Source organism: Eggerthella sp., from assembly GCF_048329335.1.
Classification (GTDB): domain Bacteria; phylum Actinomycetota; class Coriobacteriia; order Coriobacteriales; family Eggerthellaceae; genus Eggerthella; species Eggerthella lenta.
In genome coordinates this window covers 1-8,532 of record NZ_DBFEGU010000489.1, presented here as the reverse complement: position 1 = coordinate 8,532, position 8,532 = coordinate 1, and the positions used below count along the sequence as shown (strand labels likewise).

Genomic DNA, 8,532 nt, shown 5'->3' with positions numbered 1-8,532 from the left:
CAAGACGCTCGAGGAGGCGGGCATCGTCCAGAGCATGTCGAGAAAGGGCAACTGCATCGACAACGGCGCGACCGAGCAGGTCTTCGGCCATATCAAGGACGAGTTCTTCCGCGGGCAGAGCTTCGAGAGCTTCGAGGAGTGCAAGGAGAGGCTCGAGGCGTACATCGTCCACTGGAACACGAGGCGAAGGCAGGTTAAACTGAAAGGACTGACCCCGGAGGAATTCCGGAACCAGTCCTTAGCAGCATAGCCACCTTTATTTTCCTTGTCCAAGAACCGGGGCGCAGTTCAACGTCGGGCCCCTTCTTTGTGCGAAGCCGTCTCCGGCGAATCGAACCCGTCTGCCCGCGCTTCTCCGTCTGCGCGGGCGACGGACCGCAGTCCTACCTCCTCACGAAGCTGAACATCGAGCGGATGTTGGCGCCCACTTCCTCGATCTGGGCGTTGCCATGCTCCATGCGCTGCTCTTTGAGCCACTTCTGGCCGTTCTTCGAGTCCTCCATGAACTCGTGGGCGAAGCTGCCGTCCTGGATGCGCGCCAGCACGGTCTTCATCGCGGCTTTCGTCTCGTCGGTAATCACCTGCGGGCCGGCGTAGTAGTCGCCGTACTCGGCCGTGTTCGAGATGGAGTAGCGCATGTTCGACATGCCGCCCTCGTACATGAGGTCCACGATGAGCTTCATCTCGTGGAAGCACTCGAAGTAGGCCATCTCGGGCGGATAGCCCGCCTCCACCAGCGTCTCGAAGCCGGCGTTGATGAGCGCCGTCACGCCGCCGCACAGCACGGCCTGCTCGCCGAACAGGTCGGTTTCGGTCTCGTTCTTGAACGTGGTCTCGATGACGCCGGCGCGCGCGCCGCCGATGCCCCACGCGTACGACAGCGCCACATCCTTGGCCTGGCCCGACGCGTCCTGGTTCACGCAGATGAGGCACGGCACGCCCGCGCCTTCGGTGAACACGCGGCGCACCATGTGGCCCGGGCCCTTCGGCGCGATCATGACCACGTCGACCTCCGCGGGCGGCTCGATGTAGCCGAAGTGGATGTTGAAGCCGTGCGCGAACGCCAGCGTGTCGCCGGCCTTGAGATGCGGGGCGATGTCCGCTTCGTACGTGGCGGCCTGGGTCTCGTCGGGCGTGAGGATCATGATGAAGTCGGCTTCCTCGGCAGCGTCGGCGACGCTCATCACCTTGAGGCCCGCCTCCTCGGCCTTGGCCCGCGAGCGCGAGTCCTCGCGCAGGCCCACGCGCACGTCCACGCCCGAGTCCAGCAGGTTGAGCGCATGGGCGTGGCCCTGGCTGCCGTAGCCGATGATGGCCACCTTCTTGTCCTGGATGAGCTGGGGGTTCGCGTCTTTCTCGTGATAGATCGTGACAGCCATGTTCGTTTTTCCTTTCTATTGGCTGAGGTTACCTGGTGTTCGGGATGCGCCGCGCGAGCCTCACACGTCCTTCGAATTGCGGGACATGGCGATTTTGCCGGTGCGGGTGATCTCCTTGATGCCGTAGGCGCGGAAGAGGTCCTCCATGCCCTTGAGCTTGCTCTCGTCGCCCGTGGCCTCGATGGTCAGCGAGCTGCGGCCCACGTCCACGATCTTCGCACGGAACACGTTGGCGATCTCGATGATCTCGTTGCGACGGTCGGGCTGGGCGTTCACCTTGAACAGCACCAGCTCGCGCTCGATGGCCGCGTCGTTGGTGAGGTCGGTGATCTTGTGCACGCTGATCAGCTTGTGCAGCTGCTTCGTGATCTGCTCGTAGGCCACGTCGTCGGCCTTCACGATGGCCGTGACGCGCGACATGGTGGGATCTTCGGTGGGGCCCACCGACAGCGACTCGATGTTGAAGCCGCGCCGCGAGATGAGGCCGGTGACGCGCGACAGCACGCCGGGCTTGTTCTCCACCAGAACGGACAGGATGTGCTTCATCGGTCGCTCCCCTCCACGTCGCTTCCATCGGCTTCGTCGCCTTCGGGCACGTCGGTGCGCACGGCTCCCACGGCCACGTCGATGGCGCCGATCACCTCGTCGAGCGCGCGGCCCGGCGCCACCATGGGATACACGTTCTGATCGCGCGAGATGGCCACGTCCAGCAGGTACGGCCCGTCGCTTGCCAGCATGCGCGCCAGCGCCGCGTCCACGTCAGCGGGCTTCTCCACCCGCTCGCCCCGCCAGCCGTACGCTTCGGCCAGCTTCACGAAGTCGGGGCTGGCGTCCAGCAGCGTCGAGGAGTAGCGCTCGTCGTAGAACAGCTTCTGCCACTGGTGCACCATGCCGAGGCAGCGGTTGTCCAGGATGAGCACCTTCACCGGCACGCGGTGGATGCTGGCCGTGGCCATCTCCTGGCTGTTCATCTGGAACGACCCGTCGCCCGCCACGCACACCACCTGCTTCTCCGGACAGCCGATGGCCGCGCCGATGGCGGCCGGGAAGCCGAAGCCCATCGTGCCCAGGCCGCCCGACGACAGGAAGCTGCGCGGCGCCTCACGGTCCACGCTCTGGGCCGCCCACATCTGGTGCTGCCCCACCTCGGTCACGACGACGCTGTTCTGAGGATCGAGCGACTCCGACAGCTTCTTCAGCACCACCTCGGGGACGATCTCGTCGGGGTCGTCCCCCACGCCGGGATGGTAGAACGGGTAGCGCGTGCGCCAGGCGGAGATCTGCTCCACCCATGTGCCCGTGCCGGGGCGCGCGCCTTCCTTCTCCAACGTCGACACGATGCCGGCCAGCACGCCCTTGAGGTCGCCTACGATGGGCACCTGCACCTCGCGCACCTTGCCGATCTCGGCCGGGTCGATGTCGATGTGGATGACGTCGGCGTGCGGCGCGAACTCGTCCAGCTTGCCGGTGACGCGGTCGGAGAAGCGCGCTCCCGCCGCGATGATAAGGTCGCTTTCCGTCATGGCGAGGTTCGCGTACTTCGAGCCGTGCATCCCGACGGGCCCCAGGTTCAGCTCGTGGGACGCGGGGAACGCGCCCTTGCCCATGAGCGTGGTGACCACGGGAATCTGCATGAGCTCGGCCAGCGCCTTCAGCTCTTCGGACGCGCCAGAGGACACGGTGCCGCCGCCCACGTACAGCACGGGACGTTCTGCTTGCTTGATACGGGACACGGCCTGTTTGATCTGCTTGGCGTTGCCGCGGTAGGTGGGCTTGTACGACGGCAGGTTCACGTCGTCGGGGTACTCGAACGTCATGAGCTCGCTGGCCAGGTCCGACGGGACGTCGATGAGCACGGGGCCGGGACGGCCGGTCTTGGCGATGTGGAACGCCTCGCGGAACGTAGTCGTCAGCTCGTCGGTGGACTGCAAAAGGTAGCTGTGCTTCACCACCGGCATGGTGATGCCCACGATATCGGATTCCTGGAACGAGTCCGTGCCGATGACGCCGCGCGGCACCTGGCCCGTGATCACCACGAGCGGCACGCTGTCCATGTAGGCCGTCGCGATGCCCGTCACCGTGTTCGTGGCGCCCGGGCCGCTGGTGACGATGGCCACGCCCACGTTGCCCGTGGCGCGCGCGTAGCCGTCGGCCTCGTGCACGGCGCCCTGTTCGTGGCGCGCCAGCACGTGCTTGATCTGGTCCGAGTCGTACAACGCGTCGTATATTTTGATGGCTTGGCCGCCGGGATAGCCGAACACGAGGTCGACGCCCTCGGCTTCGAGCGAGGCCACCACGGCCTCGGCGCCCTTCATCGTCTTGCCCTGCTTCGGCGTCTTGCTGCCCAGGCCGCGCGGGGCGCCGGCCTCGGTGGCGTTCGCCTGGTTCGGGCGCGGCGCGCGGCCGTCGGTTGCGGTGCTCCGTGCGTTCGTCATGATACGTACGCCCCCTTGTCTGCCGACGAGACGAGCTTCGCGTACTTCGCGAGCACGCCGTGGTCGTGCTTCGGCGCCGGCGGCCGCCAGGCCGCGCGACGGCGTTCCAGTTCGGCGTCGTCCACGCCCAGCGTGAGCGCGCCGCCTTCGATATCGACCGTCACCGGGTCGCCTTCCTCGATGAGCGCGATGGGGCCGCCGGCCGCCGCCTCGGGGCTCACGTGCCCCACAGCCGGGCCCTTCGTGGCGCCCGAGAAGCGCCCGTCGGTGATCAGGGCCACGCTGGTGGACAGACCCATCCCCACGATGGAGGACGTGGGCGTCAGCATCTCGCGCATGCCCGGGCCGCCCTTGGGGCCCTCGTAGCGGATGACTACCACGTCGCCCGCCGCGATCTTGCCGGCGTTGATGGCCGCACAGGCCTCCTCCTCGCTGTCGAAGCAGCGCGCGGGGCCGGTGTGGACGAGCATGGACGGATCGACGGCCGACTTCTTCACGATGGCGCCGTCGGGCGCGATGTTGCCGTGCAGCACCTTGAGCGCGCCTGACGGGGAGAAGGGGTTGTCGTGCGCGCGGCACACCTCGCCGTCGGCCGGTTTCGTGCAGGCCTGCAGGTACTCGTCGAGCGTGCCCATGCACGTGACGGCGCTGCGGTCGAGCAGGTCGAGCTCTGCCAGCTCGTGCATGACCACAGGCACGCCCCCGACCTCGTACAGGTCGGACAGCGGGCGCGGGCCGGAGGGCTGCAGCTTCACGAGGTGCGGCGTGCGCGCGCTCGCGGCGTCCCAGTCGTCCATCGTGATGGGGTGTCCCGCCTCACGCGCGATGGCCGTGAGGTGCAGCACCGTGTTCGTGGAGCCGCCGAAGGCCATGTCGCATTCCATGGCGTTGTGCAAGGCGGCCGCGCTCACGATGTCGCGCGCGCAGATGCCCTTCTCCAGCAGCTCCATCACCTTCATGCCCGCATGCTTCGCCAAGCGGATGCGCTCGGAGTACACCGCGGGCACGGTGCCGTTGCCGGGAAGCGCGATGCCCAGGGCCTCGCACAGGCAGTTCATGGAGTTCGCCGTGAACATGCCCGAGCAGCTGCCGCAGGTGGGGCACGCGGTGTCCTCGTAGCGCTTGAGCTCGGCTTCGGTCATGTCGCCGTTCATCACCTGCGCCGCGCCGTCGAACAGCGTGTTGAGGTCGGTGGTGGGCCCGCACCCGCCCGGCTGCTTGCCGGCGAGCATCGGGCCGCCCGACACGAACACCGTGGGGATGTTCACGCGCAGCGCGCCCAGCAGCATGCCCGGCACGATCTTGTCGCAGTTCGGGATGCACACGAGCGCGTCGAAGGCATGGCCCTGCACCGCGCATTCCAGCGAGTCGGCGATGGCTTCGCGCGACACGAGCGAGTAGTGCATGCCGTCGTGGTTCATGGCGATGCCGTCGCACACGCCGATGGTGGATATCTCGAACGGCACGCCGCCGGCCATGTAGATGCCCGCCTTCACGGCTTCGGCGATCTTGTCGAGGTTGTTATGGCCGGGGATGATGTCGTTGCGGGAGTTGAAGACGGCGACGAGCGGCCGTTCCATCTCCTCGTCGGTGATGCCGTCGGCCTTGAGCAGGCTTCGGTGCGGGGCGCGCGCCGTGCCGCATCGCACGGCATCGCTGCGTAGTTGCATGTCCGATCCCTTCCTTCCTGGCGTTGCCGGTTTCGTGGCATAAAAAAATCCCGCTGCAAGCAAGCTGCACCAGGACCTCAGAAGGAAGGGAGATGCGCCCGGCTGCACGCATCCCTGCGCGCCGCGGTCGCTCTCGATCGGACTGATAACGGAGTCGCCGGTTCAGCCTACTTGCCCCGGCTGCACGCGGAGGTCGTCCGCTGCGTGCCGTCGCGTTCGAGCCGAACTGCTCGGAGGTGGCGTTCAGGCCGCCCACCGCCGGCTCGCAGCATCCGCCGGCTCTCTGAAGATGGGTTCGTCCCTACTGTCCTCGTCAACGCATTTCGTCTATGAACTTGTTGCGGGTAAGTATACTCCAGCTTCACGACGTCGCAAGTAAAACTTTGACGATCGAAGCGATTGCGCGGTAAATCCACATGGAGGCGGTGGGGATTGAGGAGACGGGGGTTCGGGGCGCTGGGGAAGCTGCCAGGCGTCGCGAGGTGCCGGAGCTCTCGCTAGGCGAGGTGCTGGTAGCCCCTCCCCGCGGAGCGGTTGGGCGAAACGTCGCGGAGCGCCGGAAAGCCCTCCTCGCGACAGCTCCAGCTCCTGGCGGCTGCCGTCCCCGTAGGTCGCGTCGTTTCGGGCCTGCACCTGCCACCAGCCGGTGATGCCGGGCTTCGCGGAGAGGAGCTCGCCCGCATCGTCGCCGTAGGCCGCGAGCTCCTCCTCGACGACAGGGCGCGGGCCGATCACGCTCATCTGGCCGGCGAGTACGTTCAGAAACTGAGGGAGCTCGTCGAGGGAGGTCTTGCGCAGAAAGCGCCCGACACGCGTGACGCGGGGGTCGTCGTCCACCTTGCGCTCGCGCTCCCATTGCGTTAGCTGCTCGGGACTCAGGTGCTTCTCCACGTCGTCGGAGTCGGCCACCATGGTGCGCAGCTTGAGGATGCGAAGCGGCTTGCCGCGATAGCCGACGCGCTCTTGGAGGTATATTGGGGAGCCGGGGGATTCCAGGCGGATAACCAGGCAAAGAAGAGCGACCGGAATCAACCCTACGATCGTCGCGCACGCCGAGAACACGATATCGAACGCCCGCTTCACGAAGTGGTACCCCAGCCGCCCCTCGACAGCCAGCGGTTCGTACTCGCGTACGCTTTCGGCCGGCGCCGCTCGGGATCCTTCGACTTCGCTCCCTACGGTCGCTTCGCTCAGGATGACAGCCTGGCGGACCCCTCCGGTCGCTTTTTTAGGATGACCGGGGGCGGCAGCTCCACGCTCAGGGCAGCAGCCGTCGTCCAGGGCAACCGCTCCCCCGGCGTCCACTGCCGTTATTCCGTTTTCAAGTTCGTTTTCTGACAATTCCCAATCCGATTTTCGTTTGGATGGTTCGCCCGAACATATCGATCTCCAGATACGCGGTGCGCTTGCGACGGTTGATCTTCCTGATCCAGCCCTCGCGGCCCACCAGCGGGCCCTTCAGCACGATGATCCGGTCGCCCTCGATCACACCCTCGGACACGCCCACCGTCCGATGCCCCTTCTCGGTGAACGCGTCGATCCACGCCACCTCGTCGCGCTCCAAAGGAACGAAACCCCCGTCGTTGCTCAGCACCCAGGCGAACGCCGGCACGCGCCGAAGCTGCGATTCCAGCTCGTCCACGCGGTCGGTCACCACGATCAGGTAGCCGGGGAACAGCGTGGCCGTACAGGTGCGCCACTGGCCGCGGAACTGCTTTTGCACCTCGTAGCGCGGCACGAAGCACTCCTGCAGCACATCGTCCTCGACCAAGCTCTCTATCAGGCGGCATACGGCGAACTCGCGCCCTGCCACCGTCTGCACCACGTACCACATGCACGGCTCCTCAACGCGCGACGGCATGGCTTCGCCCTTCGGCTGCGCCGCCGACGCGCACGTATGACGGGGGTATTCATCCCTTCGAAGCTGGCGAAACGCACACGCGGCATCGTTTTCGCGCATCGAAGTATGTTCGGTCGCGCCCGTAAAGGCGCATGCAGTTTCCTGCGGGGAGATCGAAGGAGGGGTTTCGCCGTCGGCGCCTATCCGTCGAGCTCCTCGCAGCAAGCTGGTTCAAGCTGCGAAGGGCGAGGTCAGGTTTTGCGCACGATCTCAAGTCCCACCCTCACCTGCTTCTGATCGAGCAGGCCGATGTCCAGGTAGGCGATGCGCTTGTGACGGTCGATCTTCTTGATGCGGTCGACGTGACCGCGTAGCGGCCCTTCGTCGATGATGGTGCGGCCGTTGTCTATCGTGCCGCGGGAAAAGCCCACCACGTGGCTCGGCCCGCCGAAATCATGCACGAACGAGGCCTCCTCGGGCCGCAGCGCGAAAGCGCGCCGCTCGGCGCCCAGAAGGCGCGCGAACGCAGTGGAACGTTTGATGGTTTTCTCGAAAGCCTCGATGTCGTCGGAAGCTACGAACAGGTAACCCGGGAACATGGTCTCCGTGAGCAGACGCCAAACGCCCTGGTTCTTCTTGAGGATGCAGTAGCTCAGCGCGAAGCAGTCGCGCACCAGCTCCGGACCGGCAAGCGCCTTGACGCGCTCGGCCACGGCGCGCTCCCTGCCCGGCACCACCTGCAGCACATAGCGAGCCCGACCGCGCGAAGGCACGGGCGGCTCGATCGATTCAGTTGGAGAGATCCTGATGACGCGGGGTTCTCGAACGACGCATCCGACGGACGCGGCGCGAGCGACGCCGCCTATTCGATGCGGCTCGCGACAGTCTTTCTCAGACTGCCCCCCCCGGACGGTTTTTGGGTCAGCATGTCATCGCAGATTGCAGAAGCAGGGCGAGCCAGGGCGCACTGCTCCGTCGACGAGCTTGCATGCTCATCGATGAAGCGATATGTTGAAGCCGGAAAGCCCATAAACTTGTACCCTAACCGTTACTCGTTTGTAAAGCGCGCTCTATTTAACCATAGGCTCACGTCATTGCAAGACGCCTCGACACAAAAGACCGGTAACATGTAACAAAAACCCGTTCGGCGCGCAGCGTTGTTTTACAAGATGATAACGGCAGAGCGCCGGAAGTGCAACAGTGAACAG

The 8,532-nt window shown here is 65.8% G+C and carries 8 protein-coding genes; 1 reads left to right on the top strand and 7 read right to left on the bottom strand.

Going from position 1 to position 8,532, the window contains the following annotated elements; genetic code table 11:
- Positions 1 to 250, top strand: a 250-nt coding sequence (locus ACMO6A_RS15165; protein ID WP_418471493.1) for a transposase, incomplete at its 5' end; no start/stop codon positions are given.
- Between the two features lie 133 nt (positions 251 to 383).
- On the opposite strand, the gene ilvC is transcribed toward ACMO6A_RS15165, so the two are convergent.
- The 7 genes from ilvC to ACMO6A_RS15130 form a co-directional block, all read right to left on the bottom strand.
- Positions 384 to 1,379, bottom strand: coding sequence for a ketol-acid reductoisomerase (gene ilvC / locus ACMO6A_RS15160; RefSeq protein ID WP_021410263.1), 996 nt, complete (start codon positions 1,377 to 1,379; stop codon positions 384 to 386).
- Positions 1,380 to 1,439: 60 nt separating this feature from the next.
- The gene (gene ilvN, locus ACMO6A_RS15155; protein ID WP_009304310.1) at positions 1,440 to 1,925 is read right to left on the bottom strand and encodes an acetolactate synthase small subunit; all 486 of its coding nucleotides are present in this window, start codon (positions 1,923 to 1,925) and stop codon (positions 1,440 to 1,442) included.
- Positions 1,922 to 3,814: a biosynthetic-type acetolactate synthase large subunit gene (gene ilvB / locus ACMO6A_RS15150; RefSeq protein ID WP_009609236.1), complete on the bottom strand. Its 1,893-nt coding sequence runs from the start codon at positions 3,812 to 3,814 to the stop codon at positions 1,922 to 1,924. Before ilvB ends, ilvN begins: the two co-directional genes overlap by 4 nt.
- Positions 3,811 to 5,484, bottom strand: a complete 1,674-nt coding sequence (ilvD, locus tag ACMO6A_RS15145; protein ID WP_009609251.1) for a dihydroxy-acid dehydratase — start codon at positions 5,482 to 5,484, stop codon at positions 3,811 to 3,813. Before ilvD ends, ilvB begins: the two co-directional genes overlap by 4 nt.
- 327 nt (positions 5,485 to 5,811) lie before the next feature.
- Complete coding sequence (locus tag ACMO6A_RS15140; RefSeq protein WP_157011367.1) at positions 5,812 to 6,825, bottom strand: sugar transferase; 1,014 nt, start codon at positions 6,823 to 6,825, stop codon at positions 5,812 to 5,814.
- Positions 6,806 to 7,318: an antiterminator LoaP gene (gene loaP / locus ACMO6A_RS15135; RefSeq protein ID WP_015760825.1), complete on the bottom strand. Its 513-nt coding sequence runs from the start codon at positions 7,316 to 7,318 to the stop codon at positions 6,806 to 6,808. The genes ACMO6A_RS15140 and loaP overlap by 20 nt, the downstream gene beginning before the upstream one ends.
- 257 nt (positions 7,319 to 7,575) lie before the next feature.
- Positions 7,576 to 8,097: a transcription termination/antitermination NusG family protein gene (locus tag ACMO6A_RS15130; protein WP_015760826.1), complete on the bottom strand. Its 522-nt coding sequence runs from the start codon at positions 8,095 to 8,097 to the stop codon at positions 7,576 to 7,578.
- Positions 8,098 to 8,532 lie beyond the last annotated feature (435 nt).